Annotated in this window: 12 protein-coding genes and 1 pseudogene; 8 read left to right on the top strand and 5 right to left on the bottom strand. The window is 66.9% G+C overall.

The window, feature by feature from the left end; translation table 11 throughout:
- Positions 1-101: 101 nt before the first annotated feature.
- The 6 genes and pseudogenes from ABDZ36_RS12130 to ABDZ36_RS12105 all read left to right on the top strand — a co-directional run bounded on the left by ABDZ36_RS12130 (position 102) and on the right by ABDZ36_RS12105 (position 6,588).
- On the top strand, positions 102-407 hold the full coding sequence (locus ABDZ36_RS12130; RefSeq protein WP_211312297.1) for a hypothetical protein: 306 nt from the start codon (positions 102-104) through the stop codon (positions 405-407).
- Between the two features lie 211 nt (positions 408-618).
- Positions 619-1,284 (top strand): nucleotide exchange factor GrpE, encoded by a 666-nt coding sequence (locus tag ABDZ36_RS12125; protein WP_211312296.1) that lies wholly within the window; start codon positions 619-621, stop codon positions 1,282-1,284.
- Between the two features lie 246 nt (positions 1,285-1,530).
- Positions 1,531-3,396: pseudogene (dnaK, locus tag ABDZ36_RS12120) on the top strand (molecular chaperone DnaK); the annotation flags it as partial.
- A gap of 145 nt (positions 3,397-3,541) precedes the next feature.
- Positions 3,542-4,717 carry a molecular chaperone DnaJ gene (dnaJ, locus tag ABDZ36_RS12115; RefSeq protein ID WP_211312295.1) on the top strand — a complete coding sequence of 392 codons (1,176 nt, stop codon included), beginning with the start codon at positions 3,542-3,544 and terminating at the stop codon, positions 4,715-4,717.
- Positions 4,718-4,931: 214 nt separating this feature from the next.
- Positions 4,932-6,053 carry a pyridoxal phosphate-dependent aminotransferase gene (locus tag ABDZ36_RS12110; protein WP_211312294.1) on the top strand — a complete coding sequence of 374 codons (1,122 nt, stop codon included), beginning with the start codon at positions 4,932-4,934 and terminating at the stop codon, positions 6,051-6,053.
- 43 nt (positions 6,054-6,096) lie between these two features.
- Positions 6,097-6,588: an NUDIX hydrolase gene (locus ABDZ36_RS12105; RefSeq protein WP_211312293.1), complete on the top strand. Its 492-nt coding sequence runs from the start codon at positions 6,097-6,099 to the stop codon at positions 6,586-6,588.
- Here the strand turns inward: ABDZ36_RS12105 and ABDZ36_RS12100 are convergent.
- Positions 6,558-7,511, bottom strand: coding sequence for a TIGR03557 family F420-dependent LLM class oxidoreductase (locus ABDZ36_RS12100; RefSeq protein WP_211312292.1), 954 nt, complete (start codon positions 7,509-7,511; stop codon positions 6,558-6,560). The two genes, ABDZ36_RS12105 and ABDZ36_RS12100, sit on opposite strands and share 31 nt — an antisense overlap.
- A gap of 92 nt (positions 7,512-7,603) precedes the next feature.
- Here ABDZ36_RS12100 and ABDZ36_RS12095 point away from each other — a divergent pair, with 92 nt between their 5' ends.
- Entirely contained in the window at positions 7,604-8,353 is a 750-nt protein-coding gene (locus ABDZ36_RS12095) for a competence/damage-inducible protein A (RefSeq protein ID WP_211312291.1), read from the top strand.
- A 274-nt stretch (positions 8,354-8,627) separates the two neighbouring features.
- Here ABDZ36_RS12095 and ABDZ36_RS12090 read toward each other — a convergent pair whose 3' ends face one another.
- The 3 genes from ABDZ36_RS12090 to ABDZ36_RS12080 all read right to left on the bottom strand — a co-directional run bounded on the left by ABDZ36_RS12090 (position 8,628) and on the right by ABDZ36_RS12080 (position 11,382).
- Positions 8,628-9,809 (bottom strand): redox-regulated ATPase YchF, encoded by a 1,182-nt coding sequence (locus ABDZ36_RS12090; protein ID WP_211312290.1) that lies wholly within the window; start codon positions 9,807-9,809, stop codon positions 8,628-8,630.
- A 38-nt stretch (positions 9,810-9,847) separates the two neighbouring features.
- Positions 9,848-10,279, bottom strand: coding sequence for a VOC family protein (locus tag ABDZ36_RS12085; protein ID WP_211312289.1), 432 nt, complete (start codon positions 10,277-10,279; stop codon positions 9,848-9,850).
- 230 nt (positions 10,280-10,509) lie between these two features.
- Positions 10,510-11,382 carry an acyltransferase gene (locus ABDZ36_RS12080; protein WP_343749328.1) on the bottom strand — a complete coding sequence of 291 codons (873 nt, stop codon included), beginning with the start codon at positions 11,380-11,382 and terminating at the stop codon, positions 10,510-10,512.
- 63 nt (positions 11,383-11,445) lie between these two features.
- On the opposite strand from ABDZ36_RS12080, the gene ABDZ36_RS12075 reads away from it, so the two are divergent.
- On the top strand, positions 11,446-11,649 hold the full coding sequence (locus tag ABDZ36_RS12075; RefSeq protein WP_211312287.1) for a DUF5800 family protein: 204 nt from the start codon (positions 11,446-11,448) through the stop codon (positions 11,647-11,649).
- Between the two features lie 152 nt (positions 11,650-11,801).
- Here the strand turns inward: ABDZ36_RS12075 and pan1 are convergent, their stop codons facing one another.
- Positions 11,802-13,010, bottom strand: a complete 1,209-nt coding sequence (pan1, locus tag ABDZ36_RS12070) for a proteasome-activating nucleotidase Pan1 (RefSeq protein ID WP_211312286.1) — start codon at positions 13,008-13,010, stop codon at positions 11,802-11,804.
- Positions 13,011-13,094 lie beyond the last annotated feature (84 nt).

Raw genomic sequence — 13,094 nt, 5'->3', positions numbered from 1 at the left:
CGTAGCTATAGGTGGAAAGTTGAGTATCACAATTCCAATACCGACGCTGTCTTGCATTCAACGCTGCAACCTATGGTGATTACAACCGACGGAATGAGGAGATGATCAAGTGGTGCGTGGATGAAGGTGTCTGTGGTACGGCGATGGAGTATAATCGCCTGATATATTCTGATCTCGAAGACGTTCAGATACACGAATGGGATATGACGCCTTCCCAGCTCAACGCGACGACACATCTCGGCTCCGTTCTGAGTATTCCGGTATACGCACCTGGTGATGAGGAGAAAAACCGTCCACTCGGTGTACTGAACATCGACAGCCGAGAGAATCTTGACGAAACCCGGTTCGATGAGATCCGGACCAAAGAGTTAAAGCGATATGCCGGTTATATTGGGACACTAGTATGAGTGGCGCTACAGAAGTTAAACCGGGAATGTACGCCGAAGATCTCCCTGAGGATGAACGCCGGCGGGAATACGCATTCTCAACGCGCGACCTCGCAGAGATTCAGCGGCGGATCGTCGGTACGCTCAGCCGCTGACGTCTTCTCTCAGCCGTTCGTATTCGGCCTAAAGCCGTTTTGAAACCCTTTTCCCGTGTCGGGCGCTTCCTCCGGCTATGACTGACGACGCTGACGGTGTGGAGGTCGACGTGGAGGACGCCGAGGCGACCGACGCTGAGGCGACCGACGCCGAGGCGGACGTGGACGACGCGGCTGACCCCGAGACGGCCGGTGAGCCCCTGGCCGAACGCGTCGCCGAATACGACGAGGAGCTCGCGGCGGCGGTCGCGGACGTCGTGGGCGATCGTAACCGCCTCGCGGAGGACGTCGAGGACTTGGAGGCCGAAGTCGAGGAGTTGGAGGAGCGCCTCCAGCGTGTGCAGGCGGACTTCCAGAACTACAAGAAGCGCGCGAAGCGCAAACAAGAAGAGACGGAGGAGCGCGCGACGGAGGATCTCGTGACGCGCCTGCTCGACGTCCGGGACAACCTGATGCGCGCGCTCACGGAGGAGGCCGGCGACGCCGACTCGCTGCGCGAGGGCGTCGAGATGACCAAGCGCGAACTCGATCGGGTCTTCGAGGACGAGGGCGTCGAGGAGATCGCGCCCGAACCAGGGACAGAAACGGACCCGCATCGCCACGAGGTGATGTTGCAGGTGTCGAGCGACGAACCCGAGGGGACGGTCGCGGAAGTGTACCGGCCGGGGTACGAGATGGGCGGGAAGGTCCTGCGCGCGGCGCAGGTGACCGTGAGCGACGGGTCGGGCGCGGCCGACGAGTGACGCGCGTCGGCAGTGACTGTTAGACGTGCTGCGCACCGGGCGCACCGGATGCACTGGTGGGCGACGGCGAGCGACGGCGAACCGCCGCGACGCCGCACGAATCGCTCGCTTACCGGTTCAACATAAAGCCAGCGCTCTGTGGTGTGTTCGAGCTCCGAGACGCCCGAATTCGCGTTCGCTGGCGGTCGTGTGAGCCGTCCACACTAGCAAGCTTTAAACCGAAACGGCGACTTATCACCTTCCAAGATGGCCAGTCAGAAGATTCTCGGTATCGACCTCGGTACCACGAACAGCGCGTTCGCGGTGATGGAGGGTGGGGAGCCCGAGATCATCGCCAACAGCGAGGGCGACCGGACGACGCCCTCGGTCGTCGCGTACGACGACGGCGAACTGCTCGTCGGGAAGCCCGCGAAGAACCAGGCGGTGCAGAACCCCGATCAGACCGTCGCCTCCATCAAGCGCCACATGGGCGAGGAGGACTACACGGTCGAACTCGGCGATGATGAGTACACGCCCGAGGAGATCAGCGCGCGCATCCTCCAGAAGATCAAGCGCGACGCCGAGGACTACCTCGGTGACGACGTCGAGAAGGCCGTCATCACGGTCCCGGCGTACTTCAACGACAAGCAGCGCCAGGCGACGAAGAACGCCGGCCAGATCGCCGGCTTCGACGTCGAGCGCATCGTCAACGAGCCCACCGCGGCCTCGATGGCGTACGGCCTCGACGAGGAGGGCGAGAACACGGTCCTCGTCTACGACCTCGGCGGCGGGACGTTCGACGTCTCCGTTCTCGAAATCGCGGAGGGTGCCTACGACGTCATCGCGACGAACGGGGACAACGACCTCGGTGGGGACGACTGGGACGAAGCCCTCATCGACTACCTCGCCGACGAGTTCGAGGACGAACACGGGATCGACCTCCGCGAGGACCGCCAGGCCCTCCAGCGTCTGAAGGACGCCGCGGAGGAGGCGAAGATCGAACTGAGTAGTAGAAAGGAGACGACCGTCAACCTCCCGTTCATCACGGCGACGGACGACGGGCCCGTCCACCTCGAACAGGACGTGATACGCGCGACGTTCGAGAAGGTCACGGCCGATCTCATCGAACGCACCGTCGGCCCGACGCAGCAGGCCCTCGACGACGCCGGCTTCGATACGAGCGACATCGACGACGTCGTCCTCGTCGGTGGCTCCACGCGGATGCCACAGGTCCAGGAGAAGGTCGAAGAGGTCGTCGGGCAGGAACCCCGGAAGTCCGTCAACCCTGACGAGGCCGTCGCACTCGGCGCGGCCGTGCAGGGTGGCGTGCTCTCCGGCGACGTCGACGACGTCGTCCTCCTCGACGTCACGCCGCTGAGCCTCGGGATCGAGGTGAAGGGCGGGCTCTTCGAGCGTCTCGTCGAGAAGAACACGACGATCCCGACCGAGGCCTCGAAGGTGTTCACCACGGCGGCGGATAACCAGCAGAGCGTCCAGATCCGCGTCTTCCAGGGCGAACGCGAGATTGCGGAGGAGAACGAACTACTGGGCGCGTTCCAGCTGACCGGTATTCCGCCCGCGCCCGCGGGCACCCCGCAGATCGAGGTTTCCTTCGAGATCGACGCGGACGGCATCGTCCACGTCTCCGCGGAGGACCAGGGGTCGGGCAACTCCGAGGACATCACGATCGAGGGCGGTGCCGGCCTCAGCGACGAAGAAGTCGAGCGGATGCAGGAGGAGGCCGAACAGCACGCCGCCGAGGACGAGGAACGCCGCGAGCGCATCGAGGCCCGTAACGAGGCCGAGACGGCGGTCCAGCGGGCCGAGACGCTTCTCGAGGAGAACGAGGAGATGGTCGACGAGGACACCCGCGAGACCATCGAGGCCGACGTTGACGACATCGAAGCGCTCCTCGAGGACGAGGACGCCGACACCGAGGAGATCCAGGACGCGACCGAGCAGCTCTCCGAGGATCTTCAGGAGATCGGCAAGCAGGCCTACCAGCAGCAGGCCGGGGCCGGCGGTGCCGGCGCGGGCGCTGGGATGGGCGGCATGGGTGACATGGGCGACATGGATCCCGAGGACGTCGATGCCGAGGACTTCGTCGATGCCGACTTCGAGGACGTTGACGAATCGCGTAGCGATTCGTCAGCCAACCAGAACGGTTCGCGTTCTGGTGACGTTGACGACGAATCTGCTGGCGACGAGTCGGACGACACGGACGAGAACTGAAGCGAACGCCTAACCGCCTCCCCACACTACCCCTTCCAACTACCCGATGAGTCAGGACTTCTACGACGCGCTCGGGGTCAGCCGTGACGCCGACGAGAGCGAGATCAAGCAGGCGTACCGCGAGAAGGTCAAGCAGTACCACCCGGACGTGAGCGACGAGCCCGACGCCGAGGAGAAGTTCAAGACGATTCAGAAGGCCAAGGACGTGCTCACGGACGAGGACAAACGCGAGGCCTACGACCGCCTCGGCCACGAGCGCTACGAGGAGGCCGAAAAGCACGGTGCCGACCCCGGCGGCGACGGCGGTATGGGTGGTGCTGGCGGTATGGGCGGCATGGGCGGTATGGGTGGTGCTGGCGGCATGGGCGGCGGTGCCGGCGGGATGAACGACATCTTCGAGCAGTTCTTCGGCGGCGGCCGCTCGCAGGACCCGAACCGCCCCCAGCAGGGCCAGGACCTCCGTACGCGTATGGAGATCGACCTCCAGGAGGCCTACGACGGCGCGACGAAGCAGCTCACCGTCACGCGCCCCGAGACCTGCCCGGAGTGCGACGGCAGCGGCCACCCCGCGGACGCGGATGTCCGCACTTGCCCGGAGTGCGACGGGCAGGGCCAGACGACGCGCGTCCAGCAGACGCCGCTCGGGCGCGTCCAGCAGCGCCAGGAGTGCCGTCGTTGCGGCGGCGAGGGGCAGATTTACAGCGAGAACTGCGGGGAGTGCAGCGGGCAGGGTACCGTTCGGCGTGAGGCGACGCTTACCGTCGAGATTCCGGCGGGGATCGCCGACGGGCAGACGCTCCGCATGGAGCGCGAGGGCGCACCCGGCGAGAACGGCGGGCCGAACGGCGACCTCCTTATCGAGGTGCGCGTCGAGTCGCATCCGGAGTTCGAGCGCGACGGCACCGACCTCGAACACCGCCACCCGATCTCGTTCCCCCAGGCCGTCTTCGGCGCGACGATCCAGGTGCCGACGCTCGACGGCGAAGTCGAGTTCGAGGTCCCAACGGGGACCCAGAGTGGCGAACGCTTCCGCCTCCGCGGGAAGGGAATGCCCCGCCTCCGCGGGCGCGGCCAGGGCGACCTCTACGTCACCGTCCAGGTCGTCACGCCCGACTCGCTCAACGAGGAGCAGCGCGAGGCCTTAGAGGCCTTCGCCGAGGCTGGCGGCGAGGAAGTCGACGTCGAACAGGGCTTCTTCGAGAAGATCAAGAACAGCTTGTAGGGCCTCGGGTCGTTCTCTACGCTTTCCCCCCGCACGTTCATCTACGGAAAGGGGATGAGTGGTCCGTATCACGTAGCCACAGCGGCGCTCGGGACTCACGACGCGACGACGCACCCGGGTACCGAAGGGAGCGCGTCGTCCGTTCGCCACTACATCCCGATCCGCCCCGTCGGAACCCGGACCATTTAATCGGGTCCGCGACGCCCACTCACGCATGAGCGACTTCTCCCGACGCGTGGAGGCCATCGACATCAGCGGCATTCGGAAGGTGTTCGAGGCGGCGAGCGAGGACGCGATCAACCTCGGGCTCGGCCAACCGGACTTCCCGACGCCGGAGCACGCTCGACAGGGCGCGATCGACGCTATCGAGGCCGGGCAGGCGGATGGCTACACCTCGAACAAGGGTACGGCGAGCCTCCGCGCGGCCATCGCGGAGAAACACGCCCGTGACAACGCGTTCACGGCGTCGCCGGAGGACGTCATCGCCACCTCGGGCGGGAGCGAGGCCCTCCACCTCGCCATCGAGGCGCACGTCGACGAGGGCGAGGAAGTGCTCTTCCCCGACCCCGGCTTCGTCTCCTACGACGCGCTGACGAAGCTTGCGGGCGGCACGCCGGTCGGCCTCCCACTGCGCGACGACCTGACGCTCGACCCCGCGACGGTCGAGGAGTACATCACGGACGACACGGCGGCGTTCGTCGTGAACTCACCCGCGAACCCGACGGGCGCGGTGTCGCCGCCCGAGGACATGCGCGAGTTCGCGCGCATCGCCGCGGAACACGACGTGCTCTGCATCAGCGACGAGGTCTACGAGCACATCGTCTTCGAGGGCGAACACCGCTCGCCGATGGCCTACGACGACGCGGGGAACGTCGTCGTCGTGAACGCCTGCTCGAAGACGTACTCGATGACGGGGTGGCGTCTCGGCTGGGTCACCGGCACGTCCGAGCGCGTCGAGCGGATGCTCCGCGTGCACCAGTACGCACAGGCCTGTGCGTCCGCGCCGGCGCAGTACGCCGCGGAGGCGGCGCTCACCGGCCCCCAGGACCCCGTCGACGAGATGGTCGCGGCGTTCGAGGAGCGTCGCGACGTCCTCCTCGACGGGCTCGAAGACATGGGCCTCGACGTGCCGACGCCGAAAGGGGCGTTCTACGCGATGCCCGAAGTCCCCGAGGGGTGGGTCGATGCGGTGCTCGATCGCGGCGTCGTCGTCGTCCCCGGCGGCGCGTTCGGTGAGCGCGGCGCGGGGTCCGCCCGCATCTCCTACGCAACAAGCATGGAGAACATAGAGGCCGCACTCGACGCGATGCGCGAGGCGACCGCCGCGCTTCGGTAGCGCGTCCGCGGGGTTTTAGCCCCACTCGGTTGAACGTTCACGTATGTCGAGTGACCCTCGTCGGATCGAGGAGAAAGCCTACGCGTACGTGACGCGCGACGGGACGGAACTCCTGGTTTTCGAGCCACCGTCCGGCGAGGACCCACAGGTTCCGAAGGGCGGCGTCGAAGCCGGTGAGGATCCGGCTGACGCCGTCCTTCGCGAACTCCGTGAGGAGACCGGCTTGGCGGACGCCACGCTGTACGCACACCTCGGAACGGACGAGTGGCCTCACCCGACGAAACCGAAGGCGTACCGTCGACACTTCTACCACGTTCGCGCCGAGTCCGCGCCGGATCGCTGGACCCACGAAGTCACGGGTGGCGGCGAGGACGACGGGCTCGTCTACACGTGCCGGTGGATCGACGTCGAAACGGCCGCTGACCTGCTCGTCCGCGAGCAGGGCGCGTATCTCGACGCTATCGAGCATGACGCCGGCGAGGCCGACATGAGTGGTTCCGGCGCTCAGAACGCCGACAGGACCTCCTCTTCGTAGAAGTCGAAGAACGCCTCCTGGTTCGACCCGACGTTGTGGACGTAGACGTGGTCGTAGCCCGCATCAACGAACGCCTGTACGGCCTCGATGTGGGCCTTGGGATCCGGGTCGGTGAGCGTGTGTCCCTCGCGGACATCCTCGCGCGTCACGTCCTCGCAGGCGTGTTCGAAGTGCGCCGGTGTCGGCAGCTCCGAACTCACGCCGCCGGGGAGTTCGCCGGTCGGCCACCAGTCGTAGACCGTCTCGACGGCCGCCTCCTCTGTTTCGGCGTAACAGACCGCGAGCTGGCCGTACGTCGGGCCGTCTCCACCGGCATCACGATACGCGTCGACGACGTCCGCCTGTGGGCCGACGCAGACGAGGCCGTCGCCGATTTCCGCGGCTGTCCGCGCGCTGTGATCGCCGTACGCCGAGACGTAGATCGGGGGTATCTCCTCGGGGAGCGTGAACAATTGAGCGTTCTCGACCGTGTAGTGCTTGCCGTCGTGGCTCACCATCTCGCCGCTCCAGAGCTCCCGGATCACCCCGATCGCTTCCTCGAGCATCTCCAGGCGGACGTGGTGGGGCGGCCACTTCTCCCCGGTGACGTGCTCGTTCAGCCGTTCGCCGGTGCCGACGCCGAAGAAGAACCGGCCGTCGAGCATCGACGCCGTCGTCGCCGTCGCCTGCGCGAGGTTCGCCGGGTGCTCGCGGATGATCGGCGCGGTGACGCCGGTCCCGACGTCGAGGTCGTCCGTCGTCTCCGAGACCGCGCCGAGCGTGCTCCACACGTACGGTGCCTCGCCCTGCTGGCGGATCCACGGGTGATAGTGGTCCGAGATCGGCGCGAAGTCGAAGCCCCGGTCTTCCGCTTCGGCGGCCAATGCTGCCAGTTCGCTCCCGCCGTGCTCCTCGCTCGACAGCGCGTAGCCGAACTCGGTCATGGGTGAGGGAACGACCGCCAACGGGTCGTGTCTTTGGGCCGCGATCCGCCGGTGCCACACGGCTTAATCCGCCCGCGGTCGTGTACTCCCGTATGGAAGTCGCGATCCTCACCGTCGGCGACGAACTGCTCGCCGGCGACACGGAGAACACGAACGCGACGTGGCTCGGTCGACAGCTTTCCGCCCGCGGCGCGTCCGTCAGGTGCGTTCTCGTCGTTCCCGACGAGCGCGAGACGATTGCCGACTACGTCTGCGAGTGGCGCGAGGCCTACGACGCCGTCATCGTCACTGGCGGGTTGGGTGGGACGCACGACGACGTGACGATGGACGCCGTCGCGGACGCCGCCGGCGTCAACCTCCACGTCCCCGACGAGGCCCGCGAAGCCGTCGAACGTGCCGCGCGCGCCTATCGGGACGCCAACCCCGAGGAGGCAGAGCGCTTCGAACTCGACCTCGACGTCGAGGCATGGGCGACCGTCCCTGAGGGTGCACGCGTCATCCCGAACGAACCCGGCCTCTCGCCCGGTGCGAAGGTCGGCGACGCTGACGACGGCGGCGCGATCTACGTCTTCCCCGGCGTCCCCGACGAGGTCCACGCGATGTTCGACCTCGTCGCCGAGGACTTCGGCGGGGACGTCGTCTCCGAGATCACGTACACGAGCGCGCCCGAGGGAGCGCTCGGTCCGGACCTCGAGGCGATCCGCGACGGCTACGATGTCGCCGTCGGCAGCTATCCCTCTGGCGAGGGGCCGAACCGCCTGAAAGTCACGGGTGAGGATCCCGACGAGGTCGCCGACGCGCTCGCCGCGCTGGAGGAGCGCGTCGAACAGCCATCGGGCTGACCGGGCGGTACACGCGTCGGTGCGGGTGTTGGTACGGGAAAAGATTGAATATCCTCTACCAGAAAGTATATCACTGGGGATCGCACCATGCCCGTCCCAACGTATCCGAGCGACGAGCCGGATCGTCGCGGTGGTGCCCCCGACCTGGACGACCTCGTCGGGCGCATCATCCGCGGGAACGACGAGCGCGCGGACGCCCCGCCCGACAGCCGGCCCGTAGCGGGACGGGTCGGCCCACACGTTGGAGACAGTCGGGTCGCCCTTTCGTGTGTCGTTATTTCGCGGTGCTGACGATCTTGATGACGTCACCTTCTTCTAGTTCGTAATCCTCCGCGACCTCGCGTGAGGTGCGGGCGTTCACGGCGTGGAGGTAGCCGTCGCCGATGTCCGAGTGGACGGCATACGCGAGGTCCGTCGGCGTCGAGCCCCGCGGGAGCAAGAAGGCGTCGGGGAGGACGTTGCCCGTCCCGTCCGTCCACTTCGCGGCGTCCTGGACGGGGTACGCCGTGAGGTGATCGAGGAGATCGTACACCGCGTCGTTCAGCGCCGTCTGCACGCCCGTACCGCCGTACTCGGCCATCGTGTCGCGCAACTCTGAGAGGAGCGTGGCCTGCTCCTCGGGGAGGTCGCCCGTCACGTCGAAGGACTCGTCACCGGGGTCGTAGTCGATAGCCCCCGCCTCCGCGCCGCGACGGAGCGCAAGTTCGCCCTGCGCGGTCGCGGGAATCACCGGCTTGTCGAGGTCGAGGAGGCGTTCGACGTACTCGTCGGGCGCAACGTCGATCTTGTTCGCGACGACGACGATGGGCTTCGTCCGCTGCCGGATGTCGCGTGCGAGCGCCTCCCGATCGTCGTCCGTCCACTGGATCGGGTCCTCGGGGTAGTCGAGGTCGCGGAGCGCGGCCATCACGTCGTACTCCGTCGCGCCGAACCCCGTCAGCAGGTCCGTGACGGCCTCCTCGATGTCGAAGCCGGGACTGCGTGATTGGCGCTCGACGGACTCCCAGTTGCGGTTCACGATGCTCGCCAGCCAGAGGTCCATCTCTTCCTCCACGAAGTCGATGTCAGTGAGGGGATCGTGCGTCCCGACCTCGACGGGTTCGCCCTCCGCGTTCGTCCCGCCGGAGGCGTCCACGACGTTCAGGATGGCGTCCGCGTTCGTCAGCTCGTCGAGGAACTGGTTGCCGAGCCCGCGTCCCTCGTGCGCGCCCGGGACGAGCCCCGCGACGTCGAGCAGTTCGACGGGGACGTAGCGCGTGCCGTCGCGGCAGTGCTCGTTCCCGCAGCGCTCTTCGAGATCCGTGCAGGGGCACGTCGTTCGGACGTGCGTGACGCCGCGGTTCGCGTCGATCGTCGTGAAGGGGTAGTTCGCCATCTGGACCTCCGCCATCGTCGCCGCCGTGTAGAAGGTGGACTTGCCGGCGTTGGGCTTGCCGGCGAGCGCCAGGGAGAGCATACCCTAGGGTACGCGACGACGCGAAAGGTCGTTTCGCTTCACCCCTCCACGATCTCGATCGGGGTCCCGTCCGGGTCGCGCACGAAGAGAATCGTCGTCCCGCTCTCCGTGGTGCGCGGGCCCGGCGCGATCGTCTCCACGTCGTCCGGGAGCGAGTCGTGGAACGCCTCGATGTCGGGCACGGAGAGCCCGAGGTGCATCGCGCCGGTGTCGTTCACCATTCCGCCACGGACGTCGTCGCCCGCCGGGTCGTACTCGACGAGCTCGACGCGCGCCCCGCCCGCATCGAGATGCGCGAAGTCCGCGCTCGCCCCCTCAACGCCGACGCCCTCCGCGAACGCCTCGCCACCCACCGCGAACTCCGTGAGGACGTCGAGACCGAGGACATCGCGGTAGAAGGCCAGCGAGTCGTCGAGATCCGAGACCGTGATGCCGTAGTGATGCGCCGCGAGGTCGGTGTCGTCGCTCATGTCTCGGGGTCACGCCGCCGCCCGCAAATAGCTACCCCACTCCGCTCGTGCGTCCGTCCGCTCTGGAGGAACGGACTACTTGCGGCTTCGCCGCTCGTTTATCCATCCGCGCCATGGGCGCGGATCACTCACGGGTCGCATCGCTCCCCGCTCGTGTGTCCGTCCGCACCTGCGGTGCGGACTACTCGCGGCTTCGCCGCTCGTTTATCTATCCGCGCCATGGGCGCGGATCACTCCGGATCCCGGCGTGGCTCTCGATCCAGCGTCATCTCGCCGCGCGCCCGGATGCCCCCATCGATGTCCGCGTCCGGGTGGACGATCACGTTCTCCCCGGAGACGTCGCCGAGGATCAGCGCGTCCTCGCGGACGTAGACGTCGCCGCCGCGCGTCGTCACGTCGCCGTGGACCTTCGTCCCGACGCCGACGACGATGTCGCCCTGCGCGCGGAGGCTCCCAAAGAGATTCGAGTCCGCGCCGACCTCGATTTCCGTCGCACGGACGTTGCCGTGGAGGCGGCACTCGGCACCGATCTCGGCGGGTGCCGAGGCGCGCCACGCGTCGTCGCTGACGTGCGCCCCGCGCGGGATCGTGATCGGCGGGGCATCGGCGTCGCTACTGAGTTCGTCGATGAGCTCCTCGGCTTCCGCCTCCTCGCCGAGGCGCAGCAGTTGGGCGAGGTAGGCCATAAAGAAGACGACGGTCGGCATCGGATTGCGGATGACGATCCAGCCGTTGGCCTCGAAGCCCTCCTCGATGTCGACGTCGTCGCCGATGTCGAGGTCGCCCCCGACGACGAGCTGGCCCGCGATATGGACGCGCTCGCCGAGATAGGCGTCGCCGCCCGCGAGGACGTTGCCCTCGACGTCGCTCCACATGTCGAGGCGAACGTCCGCCTCGGCTTCGATGTCGCCGCCGAATCGCGCGCGCTCGCCGGCGATGACGTTCCGCCCTCGGACGCCGAACTCGACGGTGCTCTGCCCGCCGACGAGGACGTCCCCCTCGTTCACGAGATCGTGCTCCTCGACTGTCGTTCCGTCGGGGAGCCGCAACCGGTCGAGTGGGTCCGAACCGAACACGCCCCTACGGAGCCACCCCACTGGCATAAAGGACTCGTCGGACGCCCCGCCGACGCGCCCCTTTTACCCCTCCGGGTCCGAGCGTTCGGTATGACCACGCTCTCCTTCGACGAGGACGGCGTCGACGTCGTCTACGAGGGGACCGAGTTCCGCCTCGAACGCGACCTCGTCGAGCAGGCCACAGAGAAGGATTACTTCGCCGTCACTGACCACGAGATCCTCCGGCTGGTCGAGGACGACCCATCCCTCTCCGGGGAAGCCCGACAGATCGGCGACATCGTCGACGCGCAGTAGGCTCGTCCCTTTTTCGACGCCGCGAGCGGCGAACGCCGCGGAGCGGACGCGCGGTGACTCAACAAAAGACGACGGAAACAACCGAGGAGCGCCGCGAGCGACGTGCGGAGCCGGAAACGGCCGGGAGGAGGCGAAGTCGACGAGAGACGCCTTCAGGCGAACGTCCGCGAGATGTCCGGTTCGTCGTCGTGGTCGAGCTTTTCGAGGGCGTTGCGGAAGTCGCTCATCGTCACCTCGGTGCGGTCGTCGCGGATGGCGTACATGCCGGCCTCGGTGGTGACGGCTTTCACGTCCGCGCCGGAGAGCTCCTCGCTCTCGCGCGCGAGCGTCGCGAAGTCGACGTCGTCGGCGAGATTCATCCCGCGGGTGTGGATCTCGAAGATCTTCGTCCGACCGACCTCGTCGGGTTTGGGCACCTCGATGAGGCGGTCGAAGCGGCCCGGGCGGAGGATGGCGCGATCGAGCATGTCGAAGCGGTTGGTGGCGGCGATGATGCGGATGTCACCGCGCTCGTCGAAGCCGTCCATCTCGGAGAGGAGTTGCATCATCGTCCGCTGGACCTCCGCGTCACCCGACGTCTTCGAGTCCGTGCGCTTCGAGGCGATCGCGTCGATCTCGTCGATGAAGACGACGGCGGGCTCGTGGTCCCGTGCGACCTGGAAGAGGTCACGCACGAGCTTCGCGCCCTCGCCGATGAACTTGTGGACGAGCTCGCTACCGGCCATCTTGATGAAGGTGGCGTCGGTCTGGGCGGCGACGGCCTTCGCCATCATCGTCTTCCCGGTGCCCGGCGGGCCGTAGAGGAGGACGCCGCTTGGCGGCTGGATGCCGACGTTGTCGAAGAGGTCGGGGTTCTCCATCGGGAGCTCGACCGTCTCACGAACCTCGCGGAGCTGGTCTTCGAGGCCGCCGATGTCCTCGTAGCCGACCGAGGGCGACTCCTCGACCTGCATGACCTGCGCGCGGACGTCGGCCTCGTCGTTCAGCCGTTTGACGATCGAGAGGCTGTTGTTGACGGCGACGCGCGCGCCGGGTTCGAGGTCCTCGCGGAGCTCCTCGGTGACCTCGGTAAGCGCCTCCTGGTTGTTCCCGTGCTGTTTGATGATCGCGCCGCGGTCGTTCATCTCCTGGACCGTGGCGACGAACAGCGGGGACTGTTTGAGCTTCTTGTTCTCGTGGGTGAGGCGTTCGAGCTTCTGCTGGTACTTGTTGTTCTCGGCGTTCGCGTCGAGGAGCTCGTCGCGCATCTCCTCGTTTTGCTCCTCGAGGACGTCGAGTCGCTCCCGGAGGGCCTCGATCTTCTCCTGTTGAGGCTCCCCCTCCTCGTACGGGAGTTCGACGTCGTCGACGGTGTCACTCATGGCTCATCGCTAGGGCGTTAGTTCATAAGAGGCTTCGGGTGGGGCCCCCATACCGCCACGTTTGGCCACCGCCTAATGCGTAAT

It is taken from the genome of Halarchaeum salinum, from assembly GCF_039520965.1.
GTDB lineage: Archaea > Halobacteriota > Halobacteria > Halobacteriales > Halobacteriaceae > Halarchaeum > Halarchaeum salinum.
This window is presented reverse-complemented; position numbering and strand designations above follow the sequence as displayed.